This window comes from Amycolatopsis thermophila, assembly GCF_030814215.1.
Lineage (GTDB): Bacteria > Actinomycetota > Actinomycetes > Mycobacteriales > Pseudonocardiaceae > Amycolatopsis_E > Amycolatopsis_E thermophila.
In genome coordinates, this window is sequence record NZ_JAUSUT010000001.1 from 1,580,526 (window position 1) to 1,600,026 (window position 19,501).

General features: G+C 69.0%; 14 protein-coding genes. 3 read left to right on the top strand and 11 right to left on the bottom strand.

Going from position 1 to position 19,501, the window contains the following annotated elements:
• The first annotated feature begins 373 nt into the window (after positions 1–373).
• The 3 genes from FB470_RS07810 to FB470_RS07820 are packed head-to-tail and all read left to right on the top strand — an operon-like array spanning position 374 to position 2,470.
• Entirely contained in the window at positions 374–961 is a 588-nt protein-coding gene (locus FB470_RS07810) for a YbaB/EbfC family nucleoid-associated protein (RefSeq protein WP_306990015.1), read from the top strand.
• Positions 958–1,308: a type VII secretion target gene (locus FB470_RS07815; protein WP_306990018.1), complete on the top strand. Its 351-nt coding sequence runs from the start codon at positions 958–960 to the stop codon at positions 1,306–1,308. The genes FB470_RS07810 and FB470_RS07815 overlap by 4 nt, the downstream gene beginning before the upstream one ends.
• A gap of 1 nt (position 1,309) precedes the next feature.
• Positions 1,310–2,470, top strand: coding sequence for a hypothetical protein (locus tag FB470_RS07820; RefSeq protein ID WP_306990020.1), 1,161 nt, complete (start codon positions 1,310–1,312; stop codon positions 2,468–2,470).
• Between the two features lie 56 nt (positions 2,471–2,526).
• Here the strand turns inward: FB470_RS07820 and FB470_RS07825 are convergent, their stop codons facing one another.
• The 11 genes from FB470_RS07825 to FB470_RS07875 all read right to left on the bottom strand — a co-directional run bounded on the left by FB470_RS07825 (position 2,527) and on the right by FB470_RS07875 (position 19,499).
• The gene (locus FB470_RS07825; RefSeq protein WP_306990021.1) at positions 2,527–2,673 is read right to left on the bottom strand and encodes a hypothetical protein; all 147 of its coding nucleotides are present in this window, start codon (positions 2,671–2,673) and stop codon (positions 2,527–2,529) included.
• 117 nt (positions 2,674–2,790) lie between these two features.
• Complete coding sequence (locus tag FB470_RS07830) at positions 2,791–6,702, bottom strand: DNA-directed RNA polymerase subunit beta' (protein WP_306990023.1); 3,912 nt, start codon at positions 6,700–6,702, stop codon at positions 2,791–2,793.
• Between the two features lie 87 nt (positions 6,703–6,789).
• Positions 6,790–10,290, bottom strand: coding sequence for a DNA-directed RNA polymerase subunit beta (gene rpoB / locus FB470_RS07835; protein ID WP_306990025.1), 3,501 nt, complete (start codon positions 10,288–10,290; stop codon positions 6,790–6,792).
• Between the two features lie 582 nt (positions 10,291–10,872).
• Positions 10,873–11,826, bottom strand: coding sequence for a hypothetical protein (locus tag FB470_RS07840; RefSeq protein WP_306990027.1), 954 nt, complete (start codon positions 11,824–11,826; stop codon positions 10,873–10,875).
• A 33-nt stretch (positions 11,827–11,859) separates the two neighbouring features.
• On the bottom strand, positions 11,860–12,468 hold the full coding sequence (locus tag FB470_RS07845) for a hypothetical protein (RefSeq protein ID WP_306990030.1): 609 nt from the start codon (positions 12,466–12,468) through the stop codon (positions 11,860–11,862).
• A gap of 25 nt (positions 12,469–12,493) precedes the next feature.
• A complete protein-coding gene (locus FB470_RS07850) occupies positions 12,494–13,750 on the bottom strand; it encodes an MlaD family protein (protein WP_306990032.1) in 1,257 nt (418 codons plus the stop codon).
• Positions 13,750–14,973 carry an MCE family protein gene (locus FB470_RS07855; RefSeq protein WP_306990034.1) on the bottom strand — a complete coding sequence of 408 codons (1,224 nt, stop codon included), beginning with the start codon at positions 14,971–14,973 and terminating at the stop codon, positions 13,750–13,752. Before FB470_RS07855 ends, FB470_RS07850 begins: the two co-directional genes overlap by 1 nt.
• Positions 14,970–16,154 (bottom strand): MCE family protein, encoded by a 1,185-nt coding sequence (locus FB470_RS07860; RefSeq protein ID WP_306990035.1) that lies wholly within the window; start codon positions 16,152–16,154, stop codon positions 14,970–14,972. The genes FB470_RS07855 and FB470_RS07860 overlap by 4 nt, the downstream gene beginning before the upstream one ends.
• Positions 16,151–17,137, bottom strand: a complete 987-nt coding sequence (locus tag FB470_RS07865) for an MCE family protein (protein ID WP_306990037.1) — start codon at positions 17,135–17,137, stop codon at positions 16,151–16,153. Before FB470_RS07865 ends, FB470_RS07860 begins: the two co-directional genes overlap by 4 nt.
• Positions 17,134–18,165, bottom strand: a complete 1,032-nt coding sequence (locus tag FB470_RS07870; protein ID WP_306990039.1) for an MCE family protein — start codon at positions 18,163–18,165, stop codon at positions 17,134–17,136. Before FB470_RS07870 ends, FB470_RS07865 begins: the two co-directional genes overlap by 4 nt.
• Entirely contained in the window at positions 18,162–19,499 is a 1,338-nt protein-coding gene (locus tag FB470_RS07875) for an MCE family protein (RefSeq protein WP_306990041.1), read from the bottom strand. Before FB470_RS07875 ends, FB470_RS07870 begins: the two co-directional genes overlap by 4 nt.
• Positions 19,500–19,501: the final 2 nt, after the last annotated feature.

The window sequence follows — 19,501 nt, forward strand, 5'->3', positions numbered from 1 at the left end:
AAGCACGCAGAGCGGCCCGACGCATGCCGGGCACAGTCGTCAAAGATACCCGCCCGTGCGGCACGCGACGACATCGGGGGTCCCTAACGGGCTCACGCCCCGGCTCCGGCGAGAAGGTGGTACCGGGAGTTTAGCGGAACCGCGGCCCCATGGGGCCTTTTCACCGCCCGGCGCAACGCCGGCGGTTGTCGCGTTCGACCAGGTGGACGGCCAACTTCGGCACAGGTTCCAACGCCGGAATGGGCCGGGCAATTCCCGCTTGGCGAAATGCGCTCCGTCGAATCGGTGAGTTGCGGGTAAGCGCGCCCGCGCCGGACACGAGTGGTGCATGATCCGGTACCGAAGGTGCGTATTCACCACGGGGAGGGACTGCATGGCGTACGGCAGCCATGGCGATCTGGTCGCACAGTTGCAGGAGAAGCTGCGCCGGATCGACGAGCTGAAGCAGAAGGGTGACCAGCGGCAGGCCGCGCTCACCCGGATGAAGGACGAGATCGGCGCGATGTCGGTCACGGTGTCCTCACCCGACCGGGCGGTCACGGTGGTCGCCGGGCCCGGGGGCGGTGTGCAGTCGGTCCGGGTGAGCGACGAGGCGCTCCAGGGCAGTGCCATCCAGCTGTCCTCGACGATCACGACGACGATCCACGAGGCCGTGGCCGCGGCGGCGCGCCGGCAGGCGGCGATCGTCCAGGACGCGCTCGGCGAGCGGAGCACGGTGCTCGAGCAGGTGCTGCAGACCCAGGCCGAGGCGTTCGGCACCAGCGTGGCCGCACTCAAGGCGACGGTCGCCGACGAGCGTCCGGTGGTGCCGCAGCGACCCATCGACCAGGGCGCGGACTTCGCCGAGGAGGACTTCCTGGCCGACCAGCAGCAGGCGCGCCCGGCGCGCCCGGAGGTCCGCCGCAGGCCGGCCGAGGACGACGACTTCCTGGACCCGTTCGACGAGGGCGGCCACCGGTGAGCGGCGGGTTCAGCGTCGACATCGCGGCGCTGCGCAAGACGGCGGCCGCCGCGGCCGCCCAGACGGAGCGGGTGAGCGCGCTGCGGCAGGCGGTGAACGACGCGGATGTTCCGGAGGTGTCCTGGGGGCTGGTCGGGCTGCCCACGGTGTTCCCCTTCTACCAGGACATGCTCGGCCAGTTGACGGACCACCTGAGCCAGATGACCGAGGGCTACCGGGCGATCGGCGCGAAGCTGACCAAGGCGGCCGACGCCTACGCCGCGATGGACGACGGGGTGGTCGCCGCGTTCGAAGGCGTCGGCGAGGAGCTGGACGAGGCCGGTAGTGGCGTCGGGGAGGTGGGCTGACGTGCCGACGAGCTGGGAAGCGATCAGCGATCAGGTCGAGGGGGTCGGCGAGGAGTACGACGCCGAGGCCAACCTGGAGCGGCTGACCGACACAGCGCCGGCCAAGCTGGTCCAGGGCGCCGCGGATACGTTCCGGGCCGGTTTCCAGATCGGCTCGGACATCGTGAACGCCGACTTCGAAGCCCTTTCGGCGGACACCGCGGAGGCGGCCGCCACCGCACTCGGTTTCGTCGACGAGGCGGCAAATACCATCGGCAGCATCGTCTCGGACCCGCTCGGGTGGCTCATCTCGAACGGGGTCAGCTTCCTGATCAGCTGGATCGAACCGCTCAACGACATGCTCGACCTGGTCACCGGCGATCCGGACGCCCTGCAGTCCGGGGCGGACACGTTCAACAAGCTGGGCACCGAGATCGAGAAACTGCGCGAGGAGACCGAGCAGCTGCTCGCCGAGGGCCTGTCGGACTGGGACGGCCCCGCCGCAGCAGCGGCCGGCAAGCGGCTGGCGGAGTTCCGGGACGGCGTCTCCGGGACGGCGGGCGCGACCGGCGAGATCGCCACTCTGCTGGCTGTCAGCAGTGCTGTCATGAGCGTGATCAAGGACGTGATCACGAGCATCATCAGCGATCTCGTCGAATGGTTGATCGTGACGTGGCTGGCCGCGCTCGCGGCTTCGACGTTCACCTTCGGTGGCTCGGTCGTGGCCGCCGAGGGCACGACCGCGGTGGAAGCCGGAATGGCGACCAGCAAGGCCGGCCGGTGGGTGCAGCGGGTTCAGGCGATCATCCAGAAGCTGAAGGGCTTGGTCGACAAGATCAAGGCCTTCATCGGCAGGATTCCGCAGAAGCTCGTCGACGGAACCCTGACCGAGAACCTCGGCGAGAGCGCGGCGAAGGCGCTGGCGGGAGGCGGCAAGCAGGCCAGGCACACCATCGGCGGTCTGATCGGCCAACAGGTCGGCGACAAGGTGAAGGAAGCCACCGTCGACGCACTCAAGGACACCGTCTACGAGGGTGAGACGACCGGGGCCCCGAACATCGTCGGAACCATCGAGAAGAACGCGGAGACCGTCGAAGGCTTCGCCGACGCCCTCGAGCGGCGCAACACCGCCGGCGATCCGGACATGTCCGACGCCGAGATCAGCGGCAAGCTCGACTTCTGAACCACCACGAGAAGGGCCCCGGGCACATCGCCCGGGGCCCTTCTCGCTTCAAAGCCTCACTCGTCCTCGTCCGGCTTCGCGTGGTCCGGTTTGCCCGGGTTGGGGTCGCGGGACAGGTCGATCGCCGGGTGGGTCGGTGCGCCCTCGGGCGCTGCGTGCCGTCCCCTCGACGGCACCTCCTCCGGGCTCTTCTCAGCGTTCACAACGCCCTCCTCGTGTCGCTCGTGTGAACTCGGGCCTCACGCTACCTCCGCGCCCCGCCCCGGACACGACGAAGCCCCCGGCTCCCGAGCGGGAACCGGGGGCTTCGCGCGACACGATCAGCGGAAGTCGCGACCGAAGTCGTAGTCGTCCAGCGGGACGGCCGCACCCGTGCCGGTGCCGAAGACATCCGGGGTGTAGTAGCCGTCGTCGTAGGACGGGATGGCGTACGCCGCCACCCGGGCCTCCTCGGTCGGCTGCACCTGGATGTTGCGGTACCGGTTGATGCCGGTCCCGGCCGGGATCAGCTTACCGATGATCACGTTCTCCTTGAGGCCCACGAGCTTGTCGCTGCGGCCGTTGATCGCCGCGTCGGTCAGGACACGCGTGGTCTCCTGGAACGACGCCGCCGACAGCCACGAGTCCGTGGTCAGCGAGGCCTTCGTGATACCCATCAGCACCGGGCGACCCGAGGCCGGCTCGCCGCCCTCGGCCACGACCGACCGGTTCGTGCCCTCGAACTTGGTCCGCTCGGGCAGCTCGCCCGGCAGGAAGTCCGTCGAACCGGAGTCGATGATCGTGACCCGGCGCAGCATCTGCCGGACGATCACCTCGATGTGCTTGTCGTGGATCGACACGCCCTGGGCCCGGTACACCTTCTGGACCTCTTCCACGAGGTGCATCTGCGCCTCGCGCGGGCCCATGACACGCAGCACCTCGTGCGGGTCCGGTGTGCCCTCGAGCAGCAGCTGGCCGACGTGCACGTGGTCGCCGTCCTGCAGCGGCCCGGTCGGCGTGTTGGCCAGGCGCTGACGCTTCGACAGCTTGTCGAAGACGATCTCCTCGCCACCGTCGTCCGGGATGAGCGTGATCTTCCAGAACCGCTCGCTCTCCTCGATGCGCACGCGGCCATCGACGTCGGCGATCGGCGCCTTGCCCTTCGGGACCCGGGCCTCGAACAGCTCGGTGACACGGGGCAGACCGGTCGTGATGTCGTCACCGGCGACACCACCCTGGTGGAAGGTACGCATCGTCAGCTGGGTACCCGGCTCACCGATCGACTGGGCGGCGACGATACCGACGGCCTCACCCACGTCGACGAGCTTGCCGGTCGCCATCGAGCGGCCGTAGCACATCGCGCAGACCCCGACGGCCGACTCGCAGGTCAGCACCGAGCGGACCTTGACCTTGGTGACGCCGAAGGCGATCAGCTTCTCCATGGCCGGGTCGGACAGGTCGTCGCCCGCGTTGAGCACGACGTTGCCCTGGTCGTCGGTGACGTCCGTGGCGAGCGTCCGCGCGTACACGCTGGTCTCGACGTGCGCGCCCCGCAGCACGGTGCCGTCGGGCTGCTTCTCGCCGATCACCCGGGTCACGCCGCGGCTGGTGCCGCAGTCGGTCTCCCGGACGATGACGTCCTGCGACACGTCCACCAGACGACGGGTCAGGTAACCCGAGTCGGCGGTCCGCAGCGCGGTGTCGGCCAGACCCTTCCGCGCACCGTGGGTGGCGATGAAGTACTCCGCCACCGACAGGCCCTCGCGGAAGTTCGACTTGATCGGGCGCGGGATGTACTCACCCTTCGGGTTCGACACCAGGCCGCGCATACCGGCCAGCGACCGGACCTGCGTCATGTTGCCCGCCGCCCCGGACTTCACGATCATCGAGATCGGGTTGTCCTCGGGGAAGGCGTCCTCCATGATCTCGGCGACCTCGTCGGTCGCCTGGGTCCACACCTTGACCAACTCGTTGTTGCGCTCGGCGTGCGAGAGCTGACCACGCTGGTACCGCTTCTCCACCTGCGCGGCCTTCGCCTCGTACCGGTCCAGGATCTCCTTCTTCTCCGGCGGCACGATGACGTCGAACATCGACACCGTGACACCCGAGCGGGTGGCCCAGTAGAAGCCGGCGTCCTTGAGCCGGTCCAGGACCTGCGCGACCTGCGTCATCGAGTACCGCTCGGCGAGGTCGTTCACGATCGCCGCCTGGCGCTTCTTCGGCAGCGGCTCGTTGATGAACGGGTAGTCCGCCGGCAGCAGGTCGTTGAACAGCACCCGGCCCAGGGTGGTCTCGGCCAGCCACGGCTGACCGGGCTCCCAGCCCTTCTCGGTGAGCTCGGCGATCTGCGTCTTGTTCGGCTGACGGTCCTTGACGCGGATCTTGATCGGCGCGTGCAGGCCCAGCGTCTTGCGGTCGAAGGCCATGATGGCCTCGGCCGGCGAGCTGAACGCCTGGCCGGCACCGACCGCGTTCTCGTCCAGACGGGTCAGGTGGAACAGGCCGGTGACCATGTCCAGACGCGGCATGGCCAGCGGGCGGCCCGACGCCGGCGACAGGATGTTGTTCGCCGACAGCATCAGGATCCGCGCCTCGGCCTGCGCCTCGGCCGACAGCGGCAGGTGCACCGCCATCTGGTCACCGTCGAAGTCGGCGTTGAACGCCTCGCACACCAGCGGGTGCAGCTGGATGGCCTTGCCCTCGACCAGCTGCGGCTCGAAGGCCTGGATGCCCAGCCGGTGCAGGGTCGGCGCACGGTTGAGCAGCACCGGGTGACCGGTGATGACCTCTTCCAGCACGTCCCACACCTGCGGGCGGGCCCGCTCCACCATGCGCTTCGCGGACTTGATGTTCTGCGCGTGGTTCAGGTCGACCAGCCGCTTCATCACGAACGGCTTGAACAGCTCCAGCGCCATGTCCTTGGGCAGACCGCACTGGTGCAGCTTCAGCTGCGGGCCGACGATGATGACCGAACGGCCCGAGTAGTCGACGCGCTTGCCGAGCAGGTTCTGGCGGAACCGGCCCTGCTTGCCCTTGAGCAGGTCGGACAGCGACTTCAGCGGCCGGTTGCCCGGGCCGGTGACCGGACGGCCGCGGCGGCCGTTGTCGAACAGCGCGTCGACGGCCTCCTGCAGCATCCGCTTCTCGTTGTTGACGATGATCTCGGGCGCGCCGAGGTCGATCAGCCGCTTGAGGCGGTTGTTCCGGTTGATGACCCGGCGGTACAGGTCGTTGAGGTCCGAGGTGGCGAAGCGGCCACCGTCGAGCTGCACCATCGGGCGCAGGTCCGGCGGGATCACCGGGACGGCGTCGAGGACCATGCCGCGCGGGTCGTTGCCGGTGGCCTGGAACGCCGCGACGACCTTGAGCCGCTTCAGCGCGCGGAGCTTCTTCTGCCCCTTGCCGTTGCGGATGGTGTCGCGCAGCTTGTCGGCCTCGGCGTTGACGTCGAACTCGGTGGCCAGCTTCTGGATGGCCTCCGCGCCCATGCCGCCGGTGAAGTACTCGCCGTAGCGGTCGTACAGCTCGCGGTAGAGCGACTCGTCCGCGATCAGCTGACGCGGCTCGAGCTTGGTGAAGGTCGTCCAGACCTCCTCAAGCCGGTCCAGCTCGCGCTGGGCGCGGTCGCGGAGCTGGCGCATCTCCCGCTCGCCGCCCTCCTTGACCTTGCGGCGCACGTCGGACTTCGCGCCCTCGGCCTCGAGCTGGGCGAGGTCGGCCTCGAGCTTCTGCGCCCGCGCCTCGATGTCGGCGTCGCGCTTGGCCTCGATGTTCTTGCGCTCGACGCTGATCTCGTTCTCCAGCGTCGGCTGGTCGTTGTGCCGCAGCTCGGTGTTCACACCGGTGATCACGTAGGCCGCGAAGTAGATGATCTTCTCGAGGTCCTTCGGGGCCAGGTCGAGCAGGTAGCCCAGCCGCGACGGAACGCCCTTGAAGTACCAGATGTGCGTGACCGGGGCGGCCAGCTCGATGTGGCCCATCCGCTCACGGCGCACCTTGGCGCGGGTCACCTCGACACCACAGCGCTCGCAGATGATGCCCTTGAAGCGGACCCGCTTGTACTTACCGCAGTAGCACTCCCAGTCCCGGGTGGGGCCGAAGATCTTCTCGCAGAAGAGCCCGTCCTTCTCCGGCTTCAGGGTGCGGTAGTTGATGGTCTCCGGCTTCTTGACCTCGCCGAAGGACCACTGACGAATGTCGTCGGCGGTCGCCAGGCCGATCCGGAGCTCATCGAAGAAGTTGACGTCCAGCACGTCGTTGCATCCCCTTGGGGTTGATTCGGCTAGAGGAGTCGGCGTTCCGGCCGGGCGCCGCTGGGGCGCCCGACCGGGCTAGCCACGTCATTGCACGACGTCGTCCACCGAGGGCGACTCGTTGCGGGACAGGTTGATGCCGAGGTTGGCGGCGGCGCGCTCCAGGTCCTCGTCGTCGGAGTCGCGCATCTCGATCGCGGCGCCGTCACTGGAGAGGACCTCCACGTTCAGGCACAGCGACTGCAGCTCCTTGAGGAGAACCTTGAACGACTCGGGGATGCCCGGGTCGGGGATGTTCTCGCCCTTGACGATGGCCTCGTACACCTTCACCCGGCCGACCACGTCGTCCGACTTGATCGTCAGCAGCTCCTGCAGCGTGTAGGCCGCGCCGTAGGCCTGCATCGCCCAGCACTCCATCTCACCGAAGCGCTGGCCACCGAACTGCGCCTTACCACCCAGCGGCTGCTGGGTGATCATCGAGTACGGGCCGGTGGAGCGGGCGTGGATCTTGTCGTCCACCAGGTGGTGCAGCTTGAGGATGTACATGTAGCCGACGGCCACCGGGTACGGGAACGGCTCGCCGGACCGGCCGTCCAGCAGCACCGCCTTGCCGTTCTCCTTGACCATGCGCTCGCCGTCCCGGTTGGGCCGGGTCGACGCGAGCAGGCCGGTGAGCTCCTCTTCCTTGGCGCCGTCGAACACCGGGGTCGCGGTGTTCGTGCCGGGCTCCACGTCGTAGAGCTCCGCGGGCAGGTTCTTCGCCCAGTCGGGGTTGCCCTCGATCTTCCAGCCCTGGGAGGCGAGCCAGCCCAGGTGCAGCTCGAGGATCTGCCCGATGTTCATCCGTCGCGGCACACCGTGGGTGTTCAGGATGATGTCGACCGGGGTGCCGTCCTCCATGAACGGCATGTCCTCGGCCGGCAGGATCTTGCCGATGACACCCTTGTTGCCGTGACGGCCGGCGAGCTTGTCGCCCGGCTGGATCTTCCGCTTCTGCGCGACGTAGACCCGGACCAGCTCGTTCACGCCCGGGGGCAGCTCGTCGTCCTCCTCGCGGGAGAAGACGCGGACGCCGATGACCTTGCCGGTCTCGCCGTGCGGCACCTTCAGCGACGTGTCGCGGACCTCGCGGGCCTTCTCGCCGAAGATCGCGCGGAGCAGGCGCTCCTCCGGGGTCAGCTCGGTCTCGCCCTTCGGCGTGACCTTGCCGACCAGGATGTCGCCGTCGCGGACCTCGGCACCGATGCGCACGATGCCGCGCTCGTCGAGGTCGGCCAGGACCTCCTCGGAGACGTTCGGGATGTCCCGGGTGATCTCCTCGGCGCCGAGCTTGGTGTCGCGGGCGTCGATCTCGTGCTCCTCGATGTGGATCGAGGTGAGCACGTCGTCCTGCACCAGGCGCTCGGAGAGGATGATCGCGTCCTCGTAGTTGTGGCCCTCCCACGGCATGATCGCCACGAGCAGGTTCTTGCCGAGCGCCATCTCGCCCTTGTCGGTGGACGGGCCGTCGGCGATGACCTGACCGGCCTCGACGCGGTCGCCCTCCGACACGATCGGACGGTGGTTGAAGCAGGTGCCGGCGTTGGTGCGGCGGAACTTGTGCAGCCCGTAGCTCTTGCGGGTGCCGTCGTCGTGCATGACCGTGATCAGGTCCGCCGACAGCTCCTCCACCACACCGGACTGCTCGGCGACCAGCACGTCACCGGCGTCGACCGCGGCACGCAGCTCCATGCCGGTGCCGACCAGCGGCGACTCGGCGCGCAGCAGCGGCACCGCCTGGCGCTGCATGTTGGCACCCATCAGCGCGCGGTTGGCGTCGTCGTGCTCGAGGAACGGGATCATCGCGGTGGCGACCGACACCATCTGACGCGGCGACACGTCCATGTAGTCGATCTCCAGCGGGTCGAGCAGCTCGACCTCGCCACCCTTCCGTCGGCCCAGGACCTGGGCCTCGGCGAAGTGGCCGTCCTCCGTCAGCGGCGCGTTGGCCTGCGCCTTGACGAACCGGTCCTCCTCGTCGGCGGTCAGGTAGTCGATCTGGTCGGTGACCCGGCCCTCGACGACCTTCCGGTACGGCGTCTCGATGAAGCCGAACGGGTTGACCCGCGCGTACGAGCACAGCGAGCCGATCAGGCCGATGTTCGGGCCTTCCGGCGTCTCGATCGGGCACATGCGGCCGTAGTGCGACGGGTGGACGTCACGGACCTCCATGCCGGCGCGCTCACGGGACAGACCACCGGGGCCCAGCGCGTTGAGGCGGCGCTTGTGGGTCAGGCCCGACAGCGGGTTGTTCTGGTCCATGAACTGCGACAGCTGCGAGGTGCCGAAGAACTCCTTGATCGCCGCCACGACCGGGCGGATGTTGATCAGGGTCTGCGGCGTGATCGCCTCGACGTCCTGGGTGGTCATCCGCTCGCGGACGACGCGCTCCATGCGGGACAGGCCCACGCGGATCTGGTTCTGGATCAGCTCGCCGACCGTGCGCAGGCGCCGGTTGCCGAAGTGGTCGATGTCGTCGACCTCGACCGGGACCTCGTTCTCGCCCTCGCCCATCTTGGTCTCGCCCGCGTGCAGGCGGACCAGGTACTCGATGGTGGTGACGATGTCCTCTTCGGTGAGCGTGCCGGTGTCGTACGGCAGGTTCAGGCCGAGCTTCTTGTTGACCTTGTAGCGGCCGACCTTGGCCAGGTCGTAGCGCTTCTCCTTGAAGAACAGGTTCTCCAGGAGCAGCTGGGCGCTCTCCTTCGTCGGCGGCTCGCCCGGGCGCAGCTTGCGGTAGATGTCGAGCAGCGCCTCGTCGGTGCCGGCCGTGTGGTCCTTCTCGAGCGTCGCGAGCAGGGTCTCCGAGAAGTGGAACCGCTCGCGGATCTGCTCGGTGGTCCAGCCCAGGGCCTTCAGCAGCACGGTGACCGGCTGCCGGCGCTTGCGGTCGATGCGGACGCCGACGGTGTCGCGCTTGTCCACGTCGAACTCGAGCCACGCGCCGCGGCTCGGGATGATCTTGACGCTGTAGACGTCCTTGTCCGTCGACTTGTCGACGGAGGTGTCGAAGTACACGCCGGGCGAGCGGACGACCTGGGACACCACGACACGCTCGGTGCCGTTGATGATGAAGGTGCCCTTCTCCGTCATGACGGGGAAGTCACCCATGAAGACCGTCTGGCTCTTGATCTCGCCGGTCTCGTTGTTGATGAACTCCGCGGTCACGAACAGCGGGGCCGCGTAGGTCATGTCCTTGTCCTTGCACTCCTCGACCGAGGCCTTGACCTCGTCGAAGCGCGGGTCGGAGAAGGACAGCGACAACTTGCCGGCGAAGTCCTCGATCGGGGAGATCTCGGTGAGAACCTCCTCGAGGCCGCCGACGGGGTTCTCCTCGCCCTCGTTCACGCGGCGCTCGAACCACTTCTCGTCACCGGTGAACCACTGGAAGGACTGGATCTGCACGTCCAGCAGATTGGGGGTGGGGAGGGGTTCGCGAATCTTCGCGAACGAGACCCGCTTCGGGGCTCCGGGAATTCCCGTCGGGTTCGGCTCCGATACAGCCGAGGTGGTCGCAGCAGTGGCCTGGTTCGCGGGAGAGACTGCCAAGATGCGTCCTTCCGGGGACAATGAGCGGTGCGCAGCCGCGTTAGCAACAGCTAAAGCGACTGTCAAGGGTGCCGTGTGCCCACCATCCTAGCTCCCGTGCCCGGGCAGCCTGAAAGAGGGCAGCGCAAAGAAGCAGTCTAGCCCGAACGACGCGTTCTGTCGAGGGGGCCACTCGATGGGGCCCGCACCTCGATCACGACGTCCTCAGGCATCGCCTCTCGGCAGTCCCTCCCGCAGGGCGCTGCCGTTGGCGATAAGCGTGAACCCCCGGCGCCGAAGAGTCAAGATGCCACGCGGCGAACCCGCCGGTTGGCGCAATCCGGTAGCGGTCCGTACACGCCGTCGACCAGGGGTTTCAGGGCGACCGCGGCGCCCGGCGCCCGATCCGATCACGACGGGTTGCGGGGGTCGTCACGGCAGGCCAAGATCGTTCCCGGGTGTTCGTGAGAGCCGCGGCCGCGGGTGATGAGCGGTGCCGTGGAGCGGTGCGAGCGGAGGCGCGCGGCCCACAACAAAACAACAGACCCGAACGCACCACGGCCCGCCGAACCGGGGTTCGGCGGGCCGTGCGACGGCGGACGCTCAGCGGGACGGCGCCGGCGACGCGGGGGGCGCGCCGGGCGCCGGTGTGGTGGTCGGCGTCGGCTGCTCCGAGTCGTACGTGTTGAGGTCCGACACCTTCCACTTGCCGTCGACGTACTGCAGGTTCAGCCACAGCTGCGCGCTGCCGCTGGACGTCTGGTTCTGGTCGGTGCGGGTGGCGGTCTGGTCGACGAACACCATGGCCCGCGCGCGGTCCCCGTCCAGCATGATGACCCCGCTGCGCGTCGCCTTCACGGTGACCACGATCTTCTGCTGCGGGGCCAGCCGCTCGACCTCACCCATCAGGTTGTTGTACGTCGCCTTGACCTGGTCGTTCAGCAGGAGGTCCTTCGCGGCGTTCTGGGTCTTCGCGATGTTGTTGAAGTCGTACGAGAACAGCGTCTCCGCGGCACTCGACGCGGCCTGGCTGACCTCCGCCGTGCGCGCGGTGTCCAGCAGCGCGGTGTTCGACGTCAGCGCCTCGGTCTCGTTCGCCTTGATCTTGAACAGCACGGCGGCCGCGGTCAGCACCAGCGCCAGCCCGAACAGGGCCCCGGCCAGGACGTACGGGCTCAGCTTCCGCCGCGGCCCGGCGGCCTCCGGCTCGGCGACGTCCGGCTCGGCGGCCGAAGCCTCGGCCTCCGCGGCCTCGTAACTCGACGGCTTCGGACGGCCCCCGTCGCGGACCTTCGGCCGCGGGGTCGGCCGCCGCGGCTCCACCTCGGCGACCTCGTCCGGGTCGTCCGGGCCCTCGACGACCTCGGGAGCCGCGTGCCGCCCCGAGACCTCAGGCACCTCGGACGCCTCGGGCACCTCCGAGACCTCTGAGACCTCCTCGGACTCCACGTACTCCTCGTCGTGGGGCCGCGGGCTCGGCGAGGGACGCCGGATCCCGGCGCCGGCGACCTTGGGACGGCGGCGCACCGGCGGCGTCTGCCGGCGAGACGGTGGCATGACTGGTCCTCTCCTCGTACCGTGCGGCGACCGTTACTTGCCGCTCACGAGCGGCACCGACCCGATCCCGGACACCTTCCAGTCCTCACCGACCTTGGTCATCTGCACCTCCAGCCGCAGCGGTTTGGCGACCGGCTGCGCACCCTCCTTGGCGACCAGCGTGCTGATCGCGGCCAGGAAGCTCGCCTTCCCGCCGTGCAGGTCCAGCTCCTCCACCGCGATGTCCTGCACGGTGGTGGTCACCTTGGTCTTGGCGTCGGTCATGGCCTGGCGGTAGTTCTGCTCGGTGGCGGTGATCTGGTCGGCCAGCTCCTGGGTCGACACCGCCTTCTGCCGCGCGAAGTAGGCGTCCGGGTTGGTGTAGTCGAGCTCGGTGTACGCCTTGATCGCGGTGGTGCCCGACTTGACCACGTCGTCGCGGGCCTGCGCCAGGGCCAGGTTGTCGTCGGCCGAGGCGACCCACCACTGGACGCCGAACACCGCCGCCACGACCAGGGCGGCCACGGCCAGCGCGGCCGTCGCCAGCACCAGGTAGCGGGGCGTGCGGGTCTCGCCGCGGGCGACCGGTTCCCTGGTCACCGCGTACGGGTTCTGCTCGGGGGTGACCTCCTCGGTCTCCTCCCGCGGCTCGTCCGAACTCATAGCTCTCCACACTAGGTAGGTCGGGTCAGGGCAGGCCCAGCAGGGCGCTCAGGCTGTTGATCGAGACGCCCGGCGAACCGACGACACCGGGGGTGCCCCGCATGTACGCCAGCTGCTGCTCGTCCCGGTCGGAGTTCTGCTGCACCTGCTCCGGCGTCGGCGCGACCGGCACCCCGTTGTACGGCGCGTTCTGCGCACCGCGCACGTCGATCGGGCTGCCCGCCGGCTCCGCGCAGTAGGAACCGAGGTTCGGGTCCCGCGGGGTGGTCTCGGCGCCGGTCCGGTAGTTCTCCGGGTTCATGTAGCCCTTGGTGCACACCGGCGGGTCGAACAGGTTGAGCGCCAGTCCGAGGTGCGCGGTCCCGTCGCCGGGCGCGACGCTGCGGGCACCGACGGCCAGCACCGGGTAGCTGACCAGCACCTGCTGGATGCCGTCCTGCCGGGTGAGCAGCAGGTTCGACGTGGTCAGCAGGTTCGCGGTCAGCTCGCCGAGCCCGGGCCCGAGGTCGGCGACGAACTGGTTGAGCGTCTGCGCCGCACCGGGCGCGACCTCGATCAGCCTCCGGATGTCGGCGTCGGACCCCTTGAGCGTGGCGGACAGCTCGTTGAGGTTGCGGCTGAACTCGGCCAGGTTGCCCGCCTGCGCGTTCTGCGTCGCGAGCACCTTCTCGCCGGAGTCGAGCAGCTGCACCGTCTGCGGCAGGTACTGCTGCGCGGTGCCGGTGAAGTCCCGGGCGGTGTCGAGCAGCTCCTGCAGGTCGCGACCGGTGCCGTTGAACGCGTTGTACGACTCGTCGACGACGGTCCGCAGCGCGTCCTTGGGCACCGACGACGCGAGGCTGTCCAGGTCGGTGATGATCTGGTCGGTGCCGATCGGCACCTCGGTCTTGGCGGCCGGGATGACGGACCCGCCCTGCAGGTACGGCCCGCCGTCGGCGACCGGGCGCAGGTCGACGAACTGCTCGCCGACGGCCGAGCGGTTCGCGATCACGGCCTGCAGGTTCGCCGGCACCTGCGGGGTGTCCGGCGAGATCTCCAGGTCGGCCTGCAGCCCGTCCGCGGTGAGCCGCAGCTGGCCCACCTTGCCGATGTTGAAACCGCGGTAGGTGACCTCGGCGCCGGTGAAGATGCCGCCGGAGGAGTTCAGGTCCAGCTTGACCGTGTAACCGGTCTGGCCGAACACCTGCCCGAGCCCGGCGAACCGGATCAGCGCGTACACGATCGCGACCACGGAGATGACCAGGAACGCGACCAGTTGGATCCTCGTCTTGCGGACCAGCATCACACACCCCCTGCCAGCAGGCCGAAGATGCCCGCGGCCCCGGTCGGCTGAGGCTGGGCACCGGTCGAACCGGTCGCGGTGCCCGCCGGGTTCTGCTGCGCCGCCTGCGTCTGCAGCGGCAACGGCAGTGGCGGCGGCTGGTTGGCCTGCTCGCCGGAAACACCGCCGGTCAGCCCGTCGAGCGCGCCGGGCAGCATCCCGGACAGCGGGTTCTGCCTGCTGCGGCTCAGGTTCTGCAGCACGTTCTGCAGGTTGAGGTCGATCTTCGCGTAGAGGTTGAAGTAGTCGCCCTTGACGCCGTCGATCGCCGCGTCGGTGAACGGGTAGGTCAGCAGGATCTCCAGCGACTTGGGCAGGTCGGCGCCGGCCTCGCCGAGCTTCTGCAGGGTCGGCAGCAGCGCCCGCAGGTCGGCCACCAGGTTCGCCTGGCTCTTGTTCAGCGTGTCGACGGTGACGCCGGACAGGTTCTGCAGCGCCTGCAGCATGGTGACCAGCTGCGTGCGCTGCTGCTCCAGCACTCCGATGCCGGGTCCGAGGTCGTCGATCGCGTGCACGATCTTGTCCTTCTGCCCGGCCAGCGTGCTGGACAGCCGGTTGAGCCCGTCCAGGGCGCGCGTGATGTCGCCGGACTGGGAGTCCAGTGTGGACACCAGCCGGTCGGCGTTGTCCAGCAGCCGCCGGATGTCCGGCTCGCGGCCCTCGGTGGCGGCGTTGAGCTCCTTGGTGATGGTGTTGAGCTGCTCCACCCCGCCGCCGTTGAGCAGCATGGACAGCGCGCCCAGCACCTCCTCCACCTCGACGCTGCGGTTGGTGCGGGCCAGCGGGATCTCGGCGCCGTCGGTGAGCGTGCCCTGCGCGAGGTCGTCGCCCGGCGAGGCCAGCTCGACGTACTTCTCGCCGAGCAGGCTGGACTGCCGGATGTTGGCCAGCGCGTTGGCCGGCAGCTTCACGCCGCCGTTGATCCGAACGGTGACCTCGGCGTGCCAGCCGTCCGGGGTCAGCCCGACCTCCTCGACGCGGCCGACCGGCACCTCGTTGACCTTGACCCCGGCCTGCGGCACCAGGTCGAGCACGTCGGCGAACTGGACCTTCACGGTGTACGGGTGGTCGCCGAGGTCGGCGCCGCCGGGCAGCGGGACGTCGTAGATGCCGCCGAACGAGCAGCCGGACAGGGTCAGCGCCCCGGCCACGCCGGCGGCGACGAGCGCGAGTGCCTTCCTCACCGCGACGCCCCCGTTCCGTAGACGGTCTGGGCCAGCGGGAGCGGCAGCGGTGGCGGCTCGCCGTTCTGCAGCGCGTGCACGGTCTGCGCGACCGAGGGCAGCGGGACCGCCCCGTCCAGCAGCGGCGCGACCGAGCCGCACAGGTTGCCGAGCGCGTCCAGCGCCTTCGGGGTCTGCTTGAGCAGGTTGCAGATCATCACGATCGGCGGCTGGGTGAGCTCGTTGATGTTCGCCCGCGCGTCGAGCGTGCCGGACGAGCCGTTGTAGGCGTTGATGACGTTGTTCAGGCCCACCGGCGCGACGTCGAGGATCTCGGCGAGCGCGCTGCGCTGGTCCACCAGCACCTGGGTCACGCTGGCCAGCTTGTCCACGTTGGACTTGAGCCGGTCCTGGTGGGTGTTGATGAACTGCTGCACCGTCGCCAGCGTGGTGCCCAGCTGCTGCACCGTGGCGGCGAGGTTGTCCTTCTCCCCCGCCAGGTAGCCGGAGACGTCGGCGAGCCTGCTCTCGAACTGCCGCACCTGGTTGTCGCTCCGGGCCAGGGTGGTGGTGAAGTCGGCGAGGTTGCTGACCGTGGCGAACAGGTCGTCCTTGTTGCCCGCCAACGTCCGCGACGCCTGGCTCAGCTTGCTGATCGTGTCGTGCAGGGCCTGGCCGTTGCCGTCCACGTTCTGCGCGAGCGTGGTGAGCAGGTCCGACAGCGAGCCGTTGGAGTTGACCCCGTTCGGGCCGAGCGACTGGCTGATCTTGTCCAGGCTCTGGTAGAGCTGGTCGACCTCGACCGGCACCGCGGTCCGCTCGAGCGGGATCACGGCGCCCTCGCTGATCACCGGGCCACCGGTGTAGGCGGGAGCGAGCTGCACGTACCGGTCGCTGACCAGCGACGGCGCGACGATCGCGGCCTGCGCGTCGGCCGGGATCCGCACCGAGCGGTCGTACTCCATCTCGACCTTGACCCGGTCGCCCATCGGCTGGACCGCGGTCACCTTGCCCATGTCGACGCCGAGCACCCGCACGCTGTTGCCCACGTACAACCCGGTCGCACCGGTGAAGTAGGCGGTGACGTGCTTCCGGTCGGCGTCCTTGAGCGTCCACCACAGCACGCCGGCCACCACGAGACCGAGCACGCACGCCGCGGCGATGCCGCGCGCCAGTGAGCGTCCGAAACGGGTTTCCGTCATTTCTGGTTGCACCCCTCTTCGTTCAGGGGGCCGACCGACGGCAGGATCAGGCCGCAGATGTAGTTGTCGAACCAGTGGCCGTTGCCGACGGTGTTGGTGAACACGCGGATGTAGGGCGCGAAGCGGGCGATGCCCTGCGCCAGGGAGTCCTGGTTGCGCTGCAGCATCGCGGTCAGCTGGTCCAGTGAGGTCAGCACCGGGCCCAGCTGCGCGTCGTTGTCGCTCACCAGCCCCTGCAGCTGCCGGGACAGCTCCTGCGAACCCGTCAGCAGCGTCGAGATCGCCTGCTCCCGGGCGGCGACCTCCTGCAGCACCAGGTTCCCGTCGGACAGCAACCGGGTCAGCTGCTGGTCCCGGTCGGCCAGGGTCTGCGAGATCTGGTTCGTGTTCCGCAGCAGCTGGGACAGCTCGGTGTCCCGCTTGGCGATGGTGTCCGACAGCTGGGACAGGCCGTTGAGCGCCCCGCGCACGTTGTCCGGGGTGCCCGACAGCGTCTGCGACAGCACGTCGAACGACTGCGCCAGCTGGTCGGTGTCGATGTCGTTGACCGTGGTGGACAGGTCCCGGAACGCGTCGAGCACGTCGTAGGGCGCCAGGGTGCGTTCCTTGGGGATCGGCGTACCCGGGTCGAGCGCCTTCTCCCCCACCGGGTCCAGCGCCAGGTACTTCTGCCCGAGCAGCGTCTTGATCTTGATCGCCGCCGCGGTCTTGTCGCCCAGCCAGGTGTCCTTGACCTTGAACGTCACCTTCACCTGGGCGCCGTCCAGGTCCACGTCCGTGACCTTGCCGACCTTGACCCCGGCCACGCGCACCTCGTCGTCGGCCTTCAGGCCGGCCGCCTCGGTGAACTCGGCCTCGTAGGTGGTGCCGGCCCCGATGATCGGCAGGCTGTCGGCGTTCAGCGCGGCGATGAAGCCCAGCAGCATCAGCACGAGGCCGACGGCCGCGATGGGCACCGGGTTGCGGGACTGGAAGCTCCTCATGACCCGCACCGCTCACGGGTCGCCGGCAGGATCGGGATGTTGATCTCCTGGTTGATCAGCGGCGGCAGCGACACGCTCCCGCTCGCCGAGCAGAGGTAGAAGTTGAACCAGGAACCGTAGTCGGCCGTGCGCGCCAGCGTCGTGACCTTCTGCGGCAGGAACTGGATGAAGTGCTCCACCAGTGGCTCGCTGTCGTCGAGGTTCTGGGCCAGCCCGCCCAGCGCCGAGATGTCGTTCTTGAGCGGCTCGCGGGCGTGGTCGAGGAAGCCCGCGGTCGTGGTCGCCAGCCCGCCCAGCGCGTCGATCGCGTTGCCGATCGAATCGCGGTCCTGCGCCAGGCCGGTGGTCAGCTGCTGCAGCTTGTCGATCAGGTCGGTCAGCTGCGGGGTGTGCGCGTTGACCGCGTCCAGCACCGTGTTCAGGTTGGTCACCACCTGGCCGATCACCTGGTCCTTCTGGGCGATCGTGCTGGTCAGCGACGCGGTGTGGGCGAGCAGGCTGTCGATCGTGCCGCCCTCGCCCTGCAGGACCTGGATCAGCTCGTAGGACAGCTTGTTGACGTCCTCCGGGTTGAGCGCGCGGAACAGCGGCTTGAAGCCGTTGAACAGCTCGTCGAGGTCCAGCGCCGGTTTGGTGCGCTCGAGCGGGATCGTGCTGCCCGGCTTGAGCGTCTCGTTCTGGTCACCGGTGCCCTGGCCGAGCGAGAGGTACCGCTGCCCGACGAGGTTGCGGTACTTGATCTGCACGGTGACCCCGGCGGGCAGGCGGCGGCCCTGGTCGACCTCGAAGTCGATCTGCGCCTGGCGGCGGTCGACGATCTTGACGTTCGTGACCTGGCCGACCTTCACGCCGGCGATGCGGACGTCGTCACCGGGCAGCACGAGCGTGGCGTCGGTGAAGCGCGCGCTGTAGCCGGTGGTGTCCTGGGTGTTGATGTTGGCGATGCTGATGCCGAGGACCGCCGTGAACAACACGGTGATCACGATGAAGACCGTCAACTTGATCAGCGGCGCGAGCAGGCCCCTCACTGCACCGTCACCTCCGCCCCGCGGTAGAGCGGACCGACGAGCAGACCACTCCAGCCCGGCACGTCGGACGGCGCCATGCCGACCTGCGGGCCGACGAGCTGGGACAGGATCTCGAGTTCGGCGGCGCTGTTGGCCGGGTTGCCGCCCGCCGCGCCACCGCCGCCGTTGTAGCCACCGGCGTCGGCGATGGTGTTGGCCGGCTGGAGACCGTCACTGGCCGACCGCGAACCCGGGGTCGGCTGGGCGCCGTCCTTGATCGGCCCCTCCGGCGGGTACTGCGGGAACGGCTGCGGGAAGTCCTTGACGTTGTAGCAGCGCGGGCCCCGCTTGTCCTCGAAGCGAGGCTCGTCGCGGCCGGCCTTGTACGGCCCGCGCGAGGTGACGATCTCGATCGTCGCGTGCAGGCCGGGCTGGTTCGTGCCCTTGCCCAGAGCCTGGTCCACGTAGGGCACCAGTTCGGCCATCGACCCGAACAGGCACGGGTACTCCGGCGCGTACTTCGCCAGCAACTCTGCGGTGGGCCGCGAGTTCGCGGCGAAGCTGATCAGGTTGTTCGCATTCGCGCTCACGAACGATTCCAGGGTCTGCGAAGCGGCGGTCACGTTGCCGTAGAGGGCCTGCAGGTTCTGCTGCTCGTCGAAGATCGTCTTCGTGGTCGTCGACAGGTTGTCCAGCGTCTGCACCAGGTCCGGCGCCGAGTCGGACAGGTGGTCGGAGAACTTGGCCAGCTCGCGCAGGTTCTCCTGCAGCTGCGGCAGGTGCGGGTTCAGGTCGCCGACGTAGGTGCCCAGCTCGGACAGGGTCTGCCCGAGCGTCTCGCCGCGGCCCTCCAGGGCACTGGAGATCGCGGTCAGCGTGGCGGACAGCTTCTCCGGCTGCACGGCCTGCAGCACCGGCAGCAGGTCGTCCAGCGCCTGCGACAGCTGGACCGCGTTCTGCGTGCGGTCCTCCGGGATCACGTCACCGGCCGTGAGCGTCTTCGCCGACGGCTGCTTCGGGATCTCCAGGGAGACGTACCGCTCGCCGAACAGCGTCTTCGGCAGGAAGCGGGCGCTGACGTTCTCCGGGATCATCTTCGCCGACTCCGGGTCCAGCGCGAGGGTCAGCGTGGCGCCCTCGGCGTCCGCCTCGATCGACTTCACCGACCCGACGATCAGCCCGCGCACCTTGACGTCGGACTGCGGCAGCAGCTGGTTGCCGACCTCGCCCGCCTGCAGCTTCACGTCGACGGTCTTGGTGAACGCCTTGTTGTACATGGCGATCGACAGGGTCACGCCGCCCACCAGGACGGCGATCAGGAGCAGGCCCAGCAGCCTGCGGCGCAGGGTCACCACGG

Coding starts and splice junctions, on each gene's coding strand:
- FB470_RS07810 (WP_306990015.1), top strand. CDS start 374: ATGGCGTACGGCAGCCATGGCGATCTGGTCGCACAGTTGCAGGAGAAG.
- FB470_RS07840 (WP_306990027.1), bottom strand. CDS start 11,826: ATGCCACCGTCTCGCCGGCAGACGCCGCCGGTGCGCCGCCGTCCCAAG.
- FB470_RS07845 (WP_306990030.1), bottom strand. CDS start 12,468: ATGAGTTCGGACGAGCCGCGGGAGGAGACCGAGGAGGTCACCCCCGAG.
- FB470_RS07850 (WP_306990032.1), bottom strand. CDS start 13,750: ATGCTGGTCCGCAAGACGAGGATCCAACTGGTCGCGTTCCTGGTCATC.
- FB470_RS07860 (WP_306990035.1), bottom strand. CDS start 16,154: ATGACGGAAACCCGTTTCGGACGCTCACTGGCGCGCGGCATCGCCGCG.
- FB470_RS07865 (WP_306990037.1), bottom strand. CDS start 17,137: ATGAGGAGCTTCCAGTCCCGCAACCCGGTGCCCATCGCGGCCGTCGGC.